The organism is Pseudomonas sp. LS2P72 (assembly GCF_054897865.1).
This window is the reverse complement of sequence record NZ_CM142708.1, coordinates 3,441,078-3,456,486: the sequence shown is the minus strand read 5'-3', so window position 1 is coordinate 3,456,486 and position 15,409 is coordinate 3,441,078. Positions and strand designations below refer to the sequence as shown.

General features: G+C 53.1%; 11 protein-coding genes. 4 read left to right on the top strand and 7 right to left on the bottom strand.

Annotated elements, in window-relative coordinates; all coding sequences use genetic code 11:
• Positions 1–1,052 precede the first annotated feature (1,052 nt).
• On the top strand, positions 1,053–4,856 hold the full coding sequence (locus tag ACYZUA_RS15900; protein WP_461959612.1) for a hypothetical protein: 3,804 nt from the start codon (positions 1,053–1,055) through the stop codon (positions 4,854–4,856).
• 467 nt (positions 4,857–5,323) lie between these two features.
• Positions 5,324–5,905 (top strand): hypothetical protein, encoded by a 582-nt coding sequence (locus tag ACYZUA_RS15895; RefSeq protein ID WP_461959611.1) that lies wholly within the window; start codon positions 5,324–5,326, stop codon positions 5,903–5,905.
• 232 nt (positions 5,906–6,137) lie between these two features.
• Here ACYZUA_RS15895 and ACYZUA_RS15890 read toward each other — a convergent pair whose 3' ends face one another.
• Both ACYZUA_RS15890 and ACYZUA_RS15885 read right to left on the bottom strand, forming a co-directional pair.
• Positions 6,138–7,064, bottom strand: coding sequence for a putative phage abortive infection protein (locus ACYZUA_RS15890; protein ID WP_461959610.1), 927 nt, complete (start codon positions 7,062–7,064; stop codon positions 6,138–6,140).
• Positions 7,065–7,157: 93 nt separating this feature from the next.
• Positions 7,158–7,943 (bottom strand): HNH endonuclease, encoded by a 786-nt coding sequence (locus ACYZUA_RS15885; RefSeq protein ID WP_461959609.1) that lies wholly within the window; start codon positions 7,941–7,943, stop codon positions 7,158–7,160.
• A 674-nt stretch (positions 7,944–8,617) separates the two neighbouring features.
• Here ACYZUA_RS15885 and ACYZUA_RS15880 point away from each other — a divergent pair.
• On the top strand, positions 8,618–9,622 hold the full coding sequence (locus ACYZUA_RS15880) for a hypothetical protein (protein ID WP_461959608.1): 1,005 nt from the start codon (positions 8,618–8,620) through the stop codon (positions 9,620–9,622).
• Positions 9,623–9,806: 184 nt separating this feature from the next.
• Here the strand turns inward: ACYZUA_RS15880 and ACYZUA_RS15875 are convergent, their stop codons facing one another.
• The 3 genes from ACYZUA_RS15875 to ACYZUA_RS15865 form a co-directional block, all read right to left on the bottom strand.
• Positions 9,807–10,301, bottom strand: coding sequence for a hypothetical protein (locus ACYZUA_RS15875; protein ID WP_461959607.1), 495 nt, complete (start codon positions 10,299–10,301; stop codon positions 9,807–9,809).
• Between the two features lie 298 nt (positions 10,302–10,599).
• Entirely contained in the window at positions 10,600–10,878 is a 279-nt protein-coding gene (locus tag ACYZUA_RS15870; RefSeq protein WP_461964173.1) for a hypothetical protein, read from the bottom strand.
• 994 nt (positions 10,879–11,872) lie between these two features.
• Positions 11,873–12,061: an HNH endonuclease gene (locus tag ACYZUA_RS15865; RefSeq protein ID WP_461964003.1), complete on the bottom strand. Its 189-nt coding sequence runs from the start codon at positions 12,059–12,061 to the stop codon at positions 11,873–11,875.
• Between ACYZUA_RS15865 and ACYZUA_RS15860 the strand changes: the two genes are divergently transcribed.
• Positions 11,981–12,418, top strand: coding sequence for a hypothetical protein (locus tag ACYZUA_RS15860; protein WP_461964171.1), 438 nt, complete (start codon positions 11,981–11,983; stop codon positions 12,416–12,418). The genes ACYZUA_RS15865 and ACYZUA_RS15860 overlap by 81 nt on opposite strands.
• 220 nt (positions 12,419–12,638) lie before the next feature.
• Here ACYZUA_RS15860 and ACYZUA_RS15855 read toward each other — a convergent pair whose 3' ends face one another.
• Together ACYZUA_RS15855 and ACYZUA_RS15850 are read right to left on the bottom strand one after the other, a co-directional pair.
• The gene (locus ACYZUA_RS15855; protein ID WP_461959606.1) at positions 12,639–12,929 is read right to left on the bottom strand and encodes a hypothetical protein; all 291 of its coding nucleotides are present in this window, start codon (positions 12,927–12,929) and stop codon (positions 12,639–12,641) included.
• The gene (locus tag ACYZUA_RS15850; protein WP_461959605.1) at positions 12,929–15,394 is read right to left on the bottom strand and encodes a toprim domain-containing protein; all 2,466 of its coding nucleotides are present in this window, start codon (positions 15,392–15,394) and stop codon (positions 12,929–12,931) included. Before ACYZUA_RS15850 ends, ACYZUA_RS15855 begins: the two co-directional genes overlap by 1 nt.
• Positions 15,395–15,409 lie beyond the last annotated feature (15 nt).

Genomic DNA, 15,409 nt, shown 5'->3' with positions numbered 1-15,409 from the left:
TCAAAATAGCGGACCAGAAACAAACAAGGGTTTGCATCAGCTTTCGCCCGCAAACCCTTGATTTAAGATGGTGCCGAAGCCGGGGTCGAACATAGCACCTGAAGGCCTCTACATTACTGGATTTATCTAACATTAAGTTCGCCGCATATACCTAAACGTATACCTAAAACGTGAAGTACTCTGGTCCTCTCCGCCTCCAGCCGGTCGCCTATCGTGCCGAAGCCCTCCCCCGTTTTGCCGTCGCCGGGTGACGCTTGTGATCATCATTACTCTCCCCGTTTAGGGATTGTGGTTAGGATGCAAGTTTTGAAGAGTTGGAAAAAAAAATCGTTTGGCCGCGGGGGCCGATACTGCGAACGCTAATACTTATGACGCAGCACCTCTCTGCATTCCCCCAAATTCGCCCAAGACGGCAATTTCCTAAAAAACTACGAATTAATGATTGAAACGGGCAGGGATCGGTCCTTCGGGCGAAGACTCCAGACTTTCGACCTCCCCCCTATCCAATGGCTTTATCGAACAGCACCAACTACCCCAGTTGCGTTGTCCGATGGCGAGTTTCAGATCAGCAAGCAATCCGTCACTCCCTGCCGTATGCGGTCCAGCGGCGGGCCTCGAACCACCGGCATAAAGGTGAGACCAAGGGTGCCTTCGCTCTATCGAACTTAGGTGGCTGGCCCACTCTGGACTAGCCCCGGTTCGGTTGACCAAGCTTAGAGGCGATTGCCATCCGTGATCAGAGTCAGCTTTGGTGATTGGCCGAGAGCGGCCAAAAGCGGTCGCTCGAAAGAGCCTATCTGGAGCTTCATTTACATGACGCAGTTGCTACCGACGAAAATTGAATCCGCGCAACGCTGATCAATGTTTACTCAGAGAGCTACTAGCATTACTAGTTGCGGGTAAAGATATCAATGAAGGAGGGAGTCTCATGTCGATTCTGCAGGAAATCCCGAACTGGACTTAAACCTTGCCATTATGCCAAAACGACCTTTCTATACGTTACTCACCAAGCAAGGGCTCGATGCCATGCTGCAGAATATAGGCGGTTTCAAATGAGTGTCTCGGAACCGGTAACGTCACGTGCCGGATCGCATGCGGGTCGCGGCTTTCGCTACCAAGATGCGGCCGGGGTCTGGCTGGTAGTTCGGTGCTGGGCCAGCGAACTACCCTACGGCCAAGTGATGCCCGAAGGACAGGATGACTACGAACTTCGCGGCGCGACGAATTCTGCTTTTGCACAAGTGAAGTCACGCCGCGACCACTTGGGCCCGTTCCCCATGGGAGAGGTCGTGGCCTTCGTGCGGGCCCTCTGGGCCCGGTCCGAAGCGGCCTCGTCCACACCGGACGATCTTATCCTAGTCTTGGAGCGCCCTGTGGCACAGGGGCCGACAGTCGACCACGTACTTTCTGATCACCCAGGTTTGGCCAAAACACTGCGCAACGACCCGCGCTGGACGACGCTGGCACCACGCACCCGTGTCTGGATCGCTCCGGCACCATTTGAAGTAGCGGTGGCGACCATCAGTCACACTATGCCCTGTGCGCCTCTAGCGGCACAGGTCCACTACGGCGAACTGCTAAACCAGATCGGTACCTTGGCGGATGCCAATGGCTTGGTGAAGGACGGGCGCTTTGAAGGTCTGGCCGTATCGGACGTAGAGACGAGTGTCCGTCGAATGGAGCCCATATTAGATCTGGCTGGAATGGAGGCGGCCCTTCGCTACGGCTACTGTGACGCCGTCGATTTTCTCACGCCCGCAGACGATCCCAGCTTCTATCAAGGTGTCGATACGCGCCCCGGCCACCTCGCCGCTGGCCTTGTCGCCGAACGGCCGGAGGCGCGCCGTGCCGTGCTTGCCGCGTTGGAAGCCTGTGGAGCAGCCTTGATCGTTGGCCTATCAGGCACCGGCAAGTCCGCCTTAATGTGGGAAGCCGCGCGGGCAGCTCGACATACAACCCGATGGTTCGAAGTTAAGCGGGGCGATTCTGCTGATGCCCACCTCCTCACCCGCCTCGCGCGCGCGCTGAGAGCTTCACCTGCTGCCCCGGTAGGGTTCGTCCTGGACGACGTCGGTCGGGGGGGCGGCGGTCTTTGGGATGCTTTAATCCGGGAGGCCGGCGCTGGAAGCGGTATCCTGCTGTTAGGCTCAATCAGAGAGGAAGATGTATTCATACTGAATTCGCGATCTCGTGCTCGCGAGATCAGGCCCTCTGTGGAGGACGCGGTAGCGGAACGAATCTGGCGTCGACTTTCGGATCAAGGTCAGACCTGCTGGGCGGGCTGGCGCGAACCGTGGGGCCGGAGCGACGGACTTCTGCTTGAGTACACGCATATTCTGACCCGCGGTGACCGTCTCAAGATTGTCCTCGGCGAGCAGGTCGACCGGCGACTACGAGAAACCCGGGACGTGGAGCTGGCCATTCTCCGAGTCACGGCCCTCGCCGGCGCGGCCGGCGCCACGATCGAAAGCGGACGATTACCTAGTGTACTAGGCATCACACAAGGCGACCTCACCCGGGCGCAGCGTCGGCTCGTTGACGAGCATCTCGTAGCTAAACTGGCAGATGGGCGATTGGGCGGCCTTCACCAGCTCCGGTCGGCGACTCTCTTAGACCTCTGCCATGCTCACCCGCCGCCAACGCTATCGCACACGGTCGAAGAATCCGTCCACACTGCCCACGGCGCAAGCCTAAACGCCTTGGCTACCTATGTGATTGTTCATCTTCCAGATGCAACAGCCCCCCTCGTGAACGCGCTCGCGGTACGATTGGAACGTGACTGTGACCCGGTCGTCATGGCGGCAGCTCTGTCGGGCCTAGGCCAGGCCCACGTCGAGACCACACTGAAGCGCTGGGTGCCCGAAGTATTGTCGCTCGGCTTAGAGCCGACGCAGGTCTGCGTGGCCGTCATGTTCGCCGTGGCGGGCTTGGACCTTTCATCTCTGCCAATCCCGGAACGCCTACAGGGAGCTGTGCGTGTTTTACGGACTAGGTCAGCGTCCGATCCGCGGCTAAATCTTCTGTCCACAATATCTCCAGACGCCATGAGTGCGCTATTCGCCGCCGCCGATACGATCCATCTTCGAGCGCTCTTGGGCGCACTGGTGGGCGTGGAGGTTCCCGAGAGCGTCCGGTCGGCGCTCAGCACCCTTAGGCCAGCATTCGATACGCTGGACCTCACCGAAGCTGCTGACCTGTTAGGCGCCGCCCGACTCATTGATCCGCAAATTGCGACGAATTGGGCTGACGTCCACGTTTGCGAGAATTTGCTGGCCCGCGTCCCGCTTGAAACACCATGGGCCGGCCCGGTGGAGGTCGAAGTGGCGCTCGAAGGTCGCCTGCTACGCGGCTCCATCTTTCACGTCGCGCCCTCGGCTCAGACGGACGTGCATGATGAGGTAGTGCAGCTGTGCAATCGCCTGCTCGGACTTGATCCTACAGCAATGGTTGCTGCCGTCGATGCAGTTGCCGCCGATAGTCTTCCATCTGGCCTGCCGGGATATCCGCTCGCCACCAAGCGCATACTGCGCGAAAATCTGCCGCCCTCGGCGCTGCCCGATTGGAATCGACACTGGACCGCAGCGGCGGCGAGGTTGGTCGGAACAGAAAGCTACACGGATTACTTAAAACGTGCCCACGCGTTGTTGGAGCAGCTCGTCCCGGTACTAGAACGCATCGTAGATGGCGTGCTGCGGAGTAAGCTGCCGCCGCCTAAGATCTGGGAGCGGTTCGGCGACGTGCACGAAGCTTCGCGCGCGCTTACACCGCCCCGGGACGGGCCGCCGACTGGCGGCGCCCCTGAGCAGTACAACACACCGTTACAAAATCTGTTGTTCTACTGTTCTGGCGACTTGTTACGACGCTTCGCTCAACTGCCGGAAGGGTATGGCGCATTCGTCATGTGGGCGGGCGACCTGCTCAAAAACGTGCAGGGAGCACGAAGCGAACCTTGGGCTCTCATTGGCGCTCCTCCGGAGAAATTATTGGGACGACTTGAAAGCTTAATCGCATCGCTACGCCTGCTTGCGGCAGAAGCCGGTACCCAAGAAGCACGGCCGACACAACTGTGGCTCTCCGAAGTCCGCAGGGCCGAACTTGGAAACGCATTGCGTCGTGCCAGGATGGCCGTCGAGCACCAGTTGCAGGTGCGGACTACCAAGTACCTGCAACAGGTCAAAGTTGAACTAGAGAAAAATTCTATCGAGCTAGAACTTCATGCTCGTCCGGATTGGAACAACCCCTTGCCTTGGCCGACCTTAGAACTGCTAGCGATAGTGGATATGGAATCACCCACCGACTGGCTGATCTGGTATCTGGAGAAGGAGTCGCTCATCCGTGCCGCCATAGGCGAAAGCCGTCGTATTCAGATCGTGCCACGCATCGGTGGACTTGCGATTTCGCTGCTGACCGTCGGGGGGGTGTCCACTCTGCTTGCGTCGGCGTACGTCGTCGATGATTGGCTCGACGCACTTCATATAAGCCGGCTGGACGACACCCTGACCCGAGCGGCGCAGATCGCACTCGATTCTATTGTCGAACTCGACGGGCTGCGCCGATTCGGTCTTGGCACGGAGGGGCGTCCAGTTGTGGAGCAAGCGGTTCGGGCGGACGATGAGCGGAGGCTCGCCGGAGCCCTTATAGAGTTCGAGAGGCTCGCAGAGGGAGAGCCTGTTCAACTGCTGCCGCGCCGGCTGAGCGAGGAGGTTGCGGCTGGGCATGTTGCCTTGGCGGAAGACATCGCGGCACTGACACACGGCCGGCTGACGCCTGGTGCAGAGGCGCTGATGAATCTCCAAGACGTCTTACTCGTGCAAGATATCACCACCGCTCTACGCGCAAGTGCGGCGAAGGCTTGACTTGTATCGTACCAACCATGCTGTCAGAGGCACTTCTGCAAATGTTCTGAGGTCCGCGTTGCTACGCGAAATCTTTAAGATTTAACCGAGCAGGAGCGCCCTGATTGCGTAAGAGAACGTTGAAGTTGATCATTAAGCGATCAGCGCTCGATGTTCAACACGCTTTAACACAACCTCGGCCAGAAGTGGACACAATACTGGCAAATGGGTGGCGTCACCGATGCTGCTTTCGACTCTAGAGGGCGGAAGAGCTTGCCGTCATCCATGTCGCGCTCCTTCCTGAGCAATGTCGCGTTTTCCGCGACCACCTCTAAGCTAGACAAGGACTTACAGGACGACAAGGAACGTTATACGACACGCCATCGCAACAAGAAACGCGACATGGCATTTCACACAATAGCAGTTAGCCACCTGAACAGCCTGCATAGCCCGGCCCCTCATAAAAATATTTAAGGGAATGTATCAAAATGGCCTTTACCGAACCTAACTTACACTCTCGAAATCTTAAATTCATCTCAATGATATTCATCGTGTATTGGGCATTAGGGCTCGCGCCCGCTGGCGATTCTATCCGGCTTATATTTATTAATTACGAAATCACAAATCCAGCCGCGCTCCCATGGATTGCCCACACCATCCTTTTATACTTCGCTTGGCGCTTTTATCTGAGTTCGAGAAATATGATCAAGCATGGAGTCATTAAGACAATCAACACCAACCTAAGCGGAAAGCACGAGTCCTTGCTCTACAGGCTGCTAGAGAAACGCGCTAAAGAAGACTATATAAGAAACCAAAAAAATAATTTTCAGAAAGAGCGAGAAGATTATGCGCTAGAAAAAAGCATAAATACGTACAACAACGTTGACTTTTCCACTACCCCACAAGAACTGAAGTACGAGTACGGGGAATTATGTTTGAGCTATCAAGCTTACTACAGAGAACCGCGCTTGCCGGGAAATGACTTCAGAGGCTACACAATAAAATACCGATGGTTCCACTTTCTATGGTTTAAGGCCTGGAAAATATTTGAATTTTTAACAGGAAAATAAGAAACCCCTGATTATTTGATACCTTGGGTTCTTTTCTTGTTCGCACTACTAACGAGTGCTTTCAATATCTTAGGGGTTACGGCCAGAAATATACCGTGGTAACGTTGGCTAACAACGCGCTCACTGGGACGGGCTAAAGCCCGCCCCTGTTAGACAAACGAACGACATGAACTGCTCGTTAAGTTCCGCGATCTCTATTTGTAGGACAACAGCTCCAATTGTCTCATCAACGTTATGCTGCGCCCGGGTTTTTCTTGAATTGGCTTTGGCCAAATGCTGCTTGATCGTAAAATCGTTCAGTATTTAAGAGCAATTTATTGCTTTTACTATCAATTGTAAAGGGCATATGTTCAAGAAAAGCATAGCGCTCTATCAGCAGCTTGAAATTCCAGTATGTATCTTGAGTACTGGTGCAGTAGCAATTTATAGCTAGAAGTTGAGTTACGTCATAGCTCAAGAAAGATCTGAGAATATTGCTGTACATTTTCTCGTTTTTTGCAAGCTGAGCACTTTTAATAGTGTTTTCATTGAAATTTATTCCAATATGGCCATCAGGCACATTGGTTGAAATAAATTTTAATGTTTGATACAAAACCCTGAAGTAGTGGCCACATAACCCGTTTTTCTTTTCAAGGGCATCTTTGGCTCCGGCTAAATTTGAGGCTGGCTTTTCAAAAACAGCCTCCCTGACAAGATCAACGTCTGATCTACCGTTAGTCCACTTGCCTGTTGATATTGATATTTTTTCCAACGCTTTATTGTGTTGATCTAGCAATGAAAAGAAGGTGCCCTCGAATTGTTGTTTTATTTGCGTCTTCGATTGCTCGCTTAGTGCCGACTCGGATTTTTCTTGAGCTAATGCTGAGCGCTCTAGTTCTTTTCTAGTAGATTCAAGCTCCTTGCTTTGCAGAACAATTGTTAGCAGGAGGGCAATTAGCCCAAGGAAGCTAAGTATTGGGTTCAGCGTGCCGCCTATAAAGTCACCAAAAGTTCCCCAATCGGCGTTTTGACTGCTAAATTCCCCGTTAAATTCCGTAAAGTAAAATGCGAAAACCATGCCTACAACTCCTGTTGCAAACGCTAGTATCCATGCTAACCATTTGAACAACAGCGCAGGTGTCAGGGTTTCAAATTTTTGTTCTAGATTCAGGTGCGCCATATTTCCTCTTTAGGCATAACGAGTAAGCTAAGTGGCCGGCTTCAGACGACCCAAGCGAACGAAGTGAGTGATTTTAGCCAGTTGTTAAATCGGCTACCAAAATACAGGCATAGAATTCGACGTAACCACAGTAATACCACTTTTTTTTCCGTTGCAGCTTTCACAAAGTATTTGTAAATTAGTCGGATCATTTACACCGTTTAGAGCGATAGGAACTATATGGTCAATTGCAAGCTTTCCACACACATGAAATAGTGAAGTCAAGTCCGACTTGCAAATTGCACAAAGACCTTTCTCTCTGCAAAATAATGCCCGCTCTAGCCACTTGGGCCAGTATGTACATCTAGGGGTTCTTTTTTCCAAGCTCATAGCAATCTTTAGATTGAAGGCCTTCATTGCTTCACGATCAGCGAAAAGCAGTGTAAAAACCTCCGTAACAATTAAAGAAGCAAGACCGTTCAATGCGATGTCTTCTAGATACTCTGACACATACTCATACTTGTGTTTTTCTACAAGCCCCTCTGTAACTAATACTGTCTCCCCAGTTTCATCATCTCGAAATTGCTCTTCGATATACTGCACAAGTGTTAAATATTGGATTTTATGTGAGTCAAGCATAGAAAATACGGGGCGTACATCATCGTAATCCCATCCACCACCACGAAAGTAAAAATTCAAATCATCACGAACTACATGATCTATGTAATCGTGTAAAAGAGACCATTTTTGCGGTTTGGCGACTTGGTTTTCCAAATCGCTAGCTACATCCATTGGATCAATCGAAAAATCATTTTCGAAAATAGCCTTCCGTACTTTATCAGCGTAGGAGTACGACTCACTGAAATTGAAAGCGTGACAACTTTGAAGAACGTTACTCATCTTCGATACCATTTAAATATTTAGTAGACGACGCAGTTTTTGGGGGCACGCCATTTGTGTCTGATAATGTTCCTTGCTCATGTGTAACTCCCTGATCGGCCTGTATATTGTGTTAGCACGCGCGACAATTAGCGGGCCAGGTAAAGAGGTATGACTTCTGCGCACATTACGGAGTCATGTGCATCATGTCTACGGTGTGATTATGGCTGATTCCTGTCTTTCGCCATCGTCAGCTTTGGGTCGAGGCTGTGTAAAACCGTTTTAGAACACGTTTGACAGTCAGGGCTGGAACAAAAATCGCGCTCCTACGCAATTTCTAGCCTGCTGATTACACAAGCACCAGCAGATTTTACGTAGCAATGCAGACTTCAAAACGGCGCATGTGTTTTTACACATTCTGGGTCGATTGCTGCCGAACACGATCTAGAATCATCAGCTTTTTCGGTGATGGATTGGACTGACTAGAAACTCACACCCTGCAAACCAGGGCGCTCAACCCTCTTCAATTTCTTCTGAACCAGTAATGTACCAATACCACCTGCCAGGTAAGCACCGCCAGGTTGCCTTTGTCGGCCGCAAGAAATTCAGCCGCTTCAAATAGCACTTGGATTGAGGTTTTGTTTTTGCCATTCTAAATAATGGCAATTAGCCGTAAATCGACGACAAGGACAGTAATGAACTATATCACCCGCATCTGTCAAAATGACTCCAATTGGCAGTACCCCACCAGGAGCACAGCCGAAGCATCGAATACCTTCTCCTCACAGCACGGCTATGGCCATGAGGAGTGGCTTTTTCGATTCGAATGGCAAATTGGAGGCTGGCAATATGGCTTTCTTCAAGGAGTAAACAAGGGCTGGGAGTCACGGCTCGCACGTGGTGAGCGTGCAGGTGATGTTGTGCTCTACACCCTTACTCCTGATGGGCGGCGCTATGTGGCCCGTATTCGCCATATCGAGTTCCTAGATGAAGCTCAAGGCATTGCGGCCTTGGATCACTACAAGCGCGTTGGGTGGTATAACCGCATGCTGGAGGAAATAGACGCTGTAGATGGTGATAGAAGTGGCTTGGGGAACGGTGAATGGGCCCCTTACGTGTTGAATGTTCGTTTTCGCCCAGAAGATGTTGAGTGGTATCCGCCCAACACATTTGCCGAGGCTGGGGACCCCGTGCTGCACTTCAACCGTTATCAGCTCATTGAGCTTAATCACGAGGCCTCCCTGCCAGAAACGGTGAATACACGCCGCCCGGCTCGGAAAGGACAGAATCTTCCTCCCATTCAAGACAGATATTTCAGGAGCGGCGGCTCGGGACGGGAGTGCTCGCCAGAGCATGGGATAATGCAGGCCGCCCTGCATGAGGAACTGAAGATTGAATACCCAGGGGCGAATATCGTCTTCGAAGAAAATTTTGTAGATGTCACCGTAACAACGGAAATGGAGAACATCCTCTTCGAGGTTAAGTCAGATTTCTGCACCCGTAGGGTTTTGCGCTTGGCGATTGGTCAGCTACTCGAGTACGCGTACTACTGGAATGAGCTACCAGAAAAAGCGGTTAGGCTGGTTGCGGTTGGTCGGACTGCACTGAGTGCTGAGGACGAGAGATATCTCAGATACCTCAAAGAAAAATTGAATCTTCCACTTGAGTATCGCCAGGTCAAGCTTCCCTCTGAGGCTTAGGAGTATCTCTAAATCAGTGCCGATTTTCCCACCCCATAGGCACTTCTTGAGGCTCTCCCGCTCTCTGATGATGAATTTGACCTGCTAACCCAAGAGCGGTGAAAGTGCAAACTAGAAACTACCAAACTCGTCTTAATCGCACATTTTATTCCACCTCACTTATAAAATTACTAGCGAATAAAAATTATTTTGAGGGAGCAGTACAGTGCCAATCTTTTTCTCCATACACCATAAACTTGCATCGCGCCCACTTCTCAGTCTCCGACTCGCCAACGTTACAATCTTTTCGTTGAGGATACTGGGTGCAGTTCCGGAGTTTTGGATAATGACCTACAGGAATAGGATGGACATCCGGATCAAGAACTCGTCGAGTATCGGCCGCAGCCCTGGCGTCGTATAGTTCTTTGCCGCGCATTTTGGCCGCCTCAGCCTGCTCTTTACACGTGGATATTTTTTCATAAATAACATTTGCCTCTTCCAACATATTCACCGGCAACTTACCAAGCTGTAAAGCCTTAACCAACCCTGCCCAGTCTCTCTGTTCGACTTGAGGATACTTCATTTTTAGTGCGGCATAACCGTCACGTTTCATTTGCGGGAGCATTTTTTCTAATCTTTTAGCCTCATCTAGCATTGCTCTGCCTTCGATTGCTAAGGCATTTAATTTAGCTATTAACATCTCAAGCACCTCTCACTATGTTTTTTTTGATATTAGCTCAAATCAGACGACGCGCTGGATTGCTTCCCATCGCGCAATCTTTTTCCTCTACTCGGCTGCAGGGCGCCGGATTTATCCAACCTCGACGGACACAGTGAAGGTGCAGTGATGCAACTGGGCTAGGTGCACATAGGCTATGTACTGCTGAAAACTCCTCGATATAGTTAAACCTCGTAGTGTAGAAAGAATAGGGTAGCCCTTCTGCTATACTTTTTGGCCTTTCGAATGGAGTCAAAGTCATGAGTGCTCAGCCCTCCCTCTACCTGATGTTTTCGTAAGGATGTATGAAAACCAGCTCGCACTTGAAGCAGCCTTGATGGAGCTGCCTCTTTGGATCGAGAAATAAGAAGCAATAGATATTGGCTTCAACATCCGCGGCGCGCCTTTCGCACTTGGCGACAATGCCGACCACATAAAACAGGGCTTTGAATCGGGCAGGTAACGGCCAAAAGCCTCCGGTTGATGGAGCAATGGCAAATGAGTAGCTATGCTTGGCCTGATGCCGGAATTTATCGAGCAGAATGGGCTTTCCGTCCATGGTATATAACCCCCTTGAGCGGTTCACCCGACTGTCACAATGCCCCGTCTGGTTAGGAGGAGACGAGAGGACAAGGAATGATATCCACCAAGCTGGTGAAAGCAGATCGCAGTAATTGGTGTCTATTTATAATGGTACGCCTGTCGAGCCGAATTATAATTATCTGGAGCAGCATCATGCGAATGAGATATTTCTTTTCTTTTCTTCCTATGCTGTTAGCGCTTGATGGTTGCAGCGTCGGAATAATAACTGCAACCCGGACACTACAGGAACCACCATTTTCAACCATGTATTTAGCTGGCGACGTAACTCAAGCGGGCCGTTGTGTGGGTAAATATTGGCAAACCGAGGCCACACGAATGGGGCCTTTTTGGGAGGTTACAACTACGTCCTATCGAGTAACTGTTACCGGAAATCACGGCGCCGGCACCCCTCCAATTGGCTTGGTTATTGAGTTCACCGACACACCTGAGGGTACTAGAGCATCAGCGCATGTGCATCCCATCTACCCCTCTGATGACCCTAGGCGCACAGTAACTATTGCCGCTCTAAATGCCTGCAAAAAAAGATAGAACGCTCAATATTCATAATTAATATATGACGCATAAAAAAGGTTCAAGTCCGTTCGCTTCGCTCACTCGGGACGCCCGAAAGCTACACTAGTGGTCACCCCTTAACTGAACGCTATGCCATTGGTGAAAGATGAATTTTCTGATGCTGACCATAGCAGGAGTCGTGAGCGCAGCAGCTTTTCTGTCGCTGTGTATCTACATTTTTCTAACAGCTCGGGAAAAAGCATAATCCTATGCTCGACATCACAGTCTGCTCGAGTACGCCAATCCCCCCCGATTGGCCTCAATCGATTGCACTGGGGACGAAGATATCGCCAGTGCTTTCGTTGCGCCGACATAGGCTGAGCAGTAACACCTTGGCTTTGCCGTAAGCGAATTTTTACCGATAGACACGTCTAGGCCAGTCAAGGCCGCCTTGCTGATCAGGGTGATAAATGGGTACCTGCTGGGAGCGGGTGCCAGCCACCTTTGCTTAGCCTCTTCTGCACTAGAGCCTTGTATTCCTTGGGCTCAGGCGCATCCTTGAGCTTATGGCGGCGCTGATTGCACAGCAGGCAGGCGGCTGCAATGTTGAAGCGGGTGTCTCTCCCGCCATCCTGCCTGGCGACCAGATGCTCGGCTGTGCATCGGAAGTGCCTAGCCTGTCGAAGGGTAAGGCCATGGATGCGGGCGAAGGCCTCAGGAGTATCGCGCCACATCTGAAAGCCGCAGTAATAGCAGCGGCCACATTGGCGATCGAAAGCAGCGGAACGATGTTTGATAACAGATTTATGGGCCACGGCGGTCTCCTGTATGAAAAAGGAAGTCCGCTGCGCCTAAAGGCAAAAAACGGCACCAGTCAAGTCACTCGAACTGGCCCAACATCGCCCCTGGAAGGGAACGACATGAACAAATCTACGCCAAAACAAAAGCAGTTATCAACTAGCAGTCTGGAAGCGACCACGTTCCCCTCGCGCACCGCAACGTAGTACCAAGCACCAGATGCTCAACGGCGAGGCTCGCTGCATCTGCCTCGGTGCGGCTGGGCACCGCATTGGATCAAGCCCAATCTGCCTCCGGCAATAAACGCTCGCCTTATGGCCGTGGATAGCAGCAAATGCCGCCAAGCTCCTGAACACCCATAGAAGCGAAATTGTCGCCAATCAACTGCGTAAAAGAATAAAGCCCGGTAGTTGTCCGGGCTCAGCACTACATGACCTGCGCGCCAGGCCACAGCATTCGGGCTTCAAACAAGGCTTCGGTATAGGTCATCGGCTCGCCGATCATTGTGAAGGGACTGTACCCTGCCACGAGCACCGTCCAGTGACTGCGGCGGGCTTCACCATCGTTGGCCACAACTTCGACCATCAGCTCCAAACGGTGCAACTTGATATAGCGGCGCTCCTCCTGTGTCAGCCTGCTAGATGGTGAGACGCTTAAGCGGTTGCCCACCACCTCGGCACTGAACCCACGATCATGGAGATAGTCGATAACTCTCATCAGAAGGCCTCCGCGTCGGATTCATCGAAGGCCATGTCCTGCGAAGTACTGGTGGTGTCGGGGGATAGTTGCCGACTCGAAGTCCTGCAAGTCCCAATGTCCTGCTCGGGGTGATCGTCTGGCAGGACATCAGGACTTGCAGGACATTGCTTCGATAACTTTCTCCCGATACCCCATTTCACCGTCCCCCCAGATTTACCCAGGGACTTGCACTCGATGCCTATCTGCCGAAGAGCGGGAGCAGCACGTCGCAGGGCGTCCCCTAGCCCCTTAGCGGAACGGGGCCACGAATCGCAGCCGGTTGGACGGTACTGTTCCAGGGTACGCAGAATATCCTTTGCCGGGGCGGTCACGCCGTGCGGACGCGCCTCGACCAGTTCCACTACGGCGGCAGCTACCGGGCTAGCGTCAATGGTGCGAGCCAGACTTTCCTGCCGACTGGCTTTGAACTCGCGCAGGAAGTCCTCGGGCTCATGACCTGCTGCGGCGGCGACAGCCATACCGAGGCGAGCAAATTCAACCAGCCGCGGACGATCGTCGGCGGGGATTTGCATCTGCGGCAACAACTCCAGCGCCTTGGCGAATATATCCAGCAGCGCCCCCAGCAAACACGGACGCTCGGCTTCGTACTCCCGCCAAAGGTCTGTTACTTCCAGCCGCTCGCTGATAACCGGCGTCTCGATGGTGATCGTTCTGTCCACCAGATCTTGCGCCGTGACTGCCGCAGATATGCCGTTCAGCACGACGGGGCGCTTCACGCTGATAACACTTTCGTCGGCATCCGAGTACAGCTTGCGCTTGGCAAAGCCGCCTCCGGTTGCCAATACGCACATGGCATCCTGAGTTGCTGCGGGCAAGTGCGAGACGTTCTCCAGGCTCACTACCGCACACACACCAGCTGAAACGAATAGGTCCTCCGACGACCTCGGAGCACTGCGCAAAGGGCAGGAATTCGGATCAATGAGCTGGCGCAGCGCTGTTTGTGTCGTGCTCTTCGCACTACCCTGCTCGCCCAGCAGCTCCAGCACTGGATAAGGCGTATCAGGACGCAGGCATTCGATCAGCCAAGCCAGGGCCAGCAGACGGGAGCCGTGCGGGATGTTCGCCACGTGCCAAAGTTGCTCGATCGATCCACCTGGAACTGGAGCTGGAATCGGCTGCATGGATTCAGGTCGAACGAACATGGCCTCGGGTGACTCGGCGATCTCCCACTTACCCGGCCGAATGCGAACCGCTCGGCTACTGCCTAGTACAGCCAGGTCGAGAAAGTAATCACCAGCGGCACCAGCAGTGCGCAGGTGTACCTCCTGACAGTCTCCATGGAATCGGCCGAGGCCGCTCAGGGTGCCCAGCGCCTCCCGGACCGATTGATCTCGGGGCGCCTTTCCGCTGTCCGAGTAAAATCCGGCGACCAGTGCATCTCGGAACTGGCGCGCGGCTAGATTACGCACTTCGCCCGTCGTACGATCCCGGGCGAAGACGTCCTTGTTTTCATCGTGGAACAGCTCGAAGCGTTGCTCCACGAACTTCACCAGTAGAGACGCCTGGCTCTGCTTTTCCTCGGCATCATCACCGGGCTCGAAGTGTTCCTCGACTGGCTGCTGATCGTCGTCTTCGAACTGGTGATTGCAGGGAGCATCCACCATTTGCAGCAGTTGCTCGACGGTGCCACCCGCGTCCAACCAGTCGGACACGTCGCCCTTCGGCAGCAACCCTGGAAGGCAGAGCACGCGAACTTCGGCCTCTGCCAGACTCAGCGCCCGACAAACCTTGTCAGCGTGCTTATGTCCCGGTTCGTCGTTATCCGCCAGAATCACTACGCGGCGGCGCGCAAAGGGTTCATTGAGAGCATCAGGCCACTTGCCAGCGCCACCGGCATTGCAGGTTGCGAGCAGCCCCAGCGATTCCAGGCGAAGAACGTCCTTCTCGCCCTCCACGACAAACACTGGCGTATCCCACGGCGCGTCCAGCAATTGCGGCAGATGGAAGGGAACCTGACGCACGCCCTTCACCGACCACAACCAGCCACCTTTTCCGTCGGGGCGGCACTGGCGAAAGTCCTTTGGCTCGAAACGGACAACCTGATACAGAACGTTGCCGTCCTCGTCGGTGTAGTCATAACGAGCCGACACTTGGCCCCTGACCGGAAGGACATCAGGACTTGGGGCCGGATGTTTTTCTTTTAGGCCGTGCTGCTCAAGCCAGGCCATTTGCTCGGCCCGACTTGTGATGCAGGTTTCCCTGGCAATCAAATCCAACACGCCGCCACCGCTTCCGTCTTCGTGCGAGTGCCATACCCCCTTTTCCAGATCAACAGATAACGAGCCATGCGCTCCGAACCGAAGCTCGGTTTGCTTGCTCATTGCGGTATTTGGCTCGCCAAGAAGGTACCGGGCTACTGGCCCAATCATGGATTTCAGCCAAGCCGATCCCGTCGGCGCATGGGCGCCGTTTTGACTTTTCATGGGTTACACCCCGCG

Bases quoted from the DNA above. Each gene is read 5' to 3' on its own strand.
- ACYZUA_RS15885 (WP_461959609.1), bottom strand. From the start codon at position 7,943: ATGAGTAACGTTCTTCAAAGTTGTCACGCTTTCAATTTCAGTGAGTCG.
- ACYZUA_RS15875 (WP_461959607.1), bottom strand. From the start codon at position 10,301: ATGTTAATAGCTAAATTAAATGCCTTAGCAATCGAAGGCAGAGCAATG.
- ACYZUA_RS15860 (WP_461964171.1), top strand. From the start codon at position 11,981: ATGGCGGCGCTGATTGCACAGCAGGCAGGCGGCTGCAATGTTGAAGCG.
- ACYZUA_RS15870 (WP_461964173.1), bottom strand. From the start codon at position 10,878: ATGGACGGAAAGCCCATTCTGCTCGATAAATTCCGGCATCAGGCCAAG.
- ACYZUA_RS15850 (WP_461959605.1), bottom strand. From the start codon at position 15,394: ATGAAAAGTCAAAACGGCGCCCATGCGCCGACGGGATCGGCTTGGCTG.
- ACYZUA_RS15890 (WP_461959610.1), bottom strand. From the start codon at position 7,064: ATGGCGCACCTGAATCTAGAACAAAAATTTGAAACCCTGACACCTGCG.
- ACYZUA_RS15880 (WP_461959608.1), top strand. From the start codon at position 8,618: ATGAACTATATCACCCGCATCTGTCAAAATGACTCCAATTGGCAGTAC.
- ACYZUA_RS15855 (WP_461959606.1), bottom strand. From the start codon at position 12,929: ATGAGAGTTATCGACTATCTCCATGATCGTGGGTTCAGTGCCGAGGTG.
- ACYZUA_RS15895 (WP_461959611.1), top strand. From the start codon at position 5,324: ATGGCCTTTACCGAACCTAACTTACACTCTCGAAATCTTAAATTCATC.
- ACYZUA_RS15900 (WP_461959612.1), top strand. From the start codon at position 1,053: ATGAGTGTCTCGGAACCGGTAACGTCACGTGCCGGATCGCATGCGGGT.